The 1026-nt window shown below is 61.3% G+C and carries 1 protein-coding gene; it reads right to left on the reverse strand.

The features are described 5' to 3' along the window. Positions 1-816: EamA family transporter RarD (gene rarD, locus ACXRVY_RS31310; RefSeq protein ID WP_458239251.1), on the reverse strand; the 816-nt coding region annotated here is incomplete at its 3' end. Positions 817-1026 lie beyond the last annotated feature (210 nt).

Consider the following 1026-nt stretch of genomic DNA (forward strand, 5'->3'; position numbering starts at 1 on the left):
CGCTACCAGGGTGCTGGACGACAGGTGCTCGCCAAACAGCAGGACCGCTTGCAGCAGCACCAGTGTCGGTGCCAGATACTGGAGAAAGCCCAGTGTCGTGTAGGGCAAATGCCGTGCAGCAGCGTTGAAGCAGACCAGCGGCACCAGCGTGATCGGGCCGGCGGCAACCAGCCACCAGGCTTGGGACGTGGTCCAGAATTCGGCCTGGGCGCTGCTGGCCGTCGGATTGAGCAGCAACCAGCCGAGGGCAATCGGCACCAGCATCCAGGTTTCCACCACCAGCCCCGGCAGCGCCTTGACCGGTGCCTGCTTGCGAATCAGGCCATAGAAGCCGAAGGTCAGTGCCAGCGCCAGCGACACCCACGGCAGGCTCCCCACTTGCCAGACCTGTTGTGCCACACCCACGGCCGCCAGACCCACGGCAATCCATTGCATGCGTCGCAGCCGCTCACCAAGAATCAGCATGCCCAGCAACACGTTCACCAACGGGTTGATGTAGTAACCAAGGCTGGCCTCCAGCATGCGGCCGTTGTTCACCGACCAGACGTAGGTCAGCCAGTTGGCCGCAATCAGTGTACCGCTCAGGGCCAGGGTCGCCATCCTTCGCGGGTTCTCCCGCAGTTCGCGCCACCAGCCGGGATGCTTCCAGACCATCAGCAACAAGGCGCCGAACAGCGCCGACCACAGTACCCGGTGGATGATGATTTCCACGGCGGGCACGCTGGCGATGGCTTTGAAATAGAGGGGGAAAAGTCCCCAGATGATGTAGGCACTCAGGCCCAGAATGTACCCGCGACGCGGGTTGGCGGCTTGCATGCAGAATCCTTGCTTAGGCAGCTAACAAAGAGGGGGATTGTAAGGAGATTTGTCTGTGAATGTCTTACCTGAATAGGTAGGTCATTTGTGAACATCGGTCTCTGTAGGAGCGAGCCTGCTCGCGAAGAACGCAAGGGCAACGCGTTTATCCAGGCAGCACGCGTTATCGTTGACGTCCATCGCGAGCAGGCTCGCTCCTACAGGGGGGCG

This window comes from Pseudomonas sp. P5_A2_2, assembly GCF_054177685.1.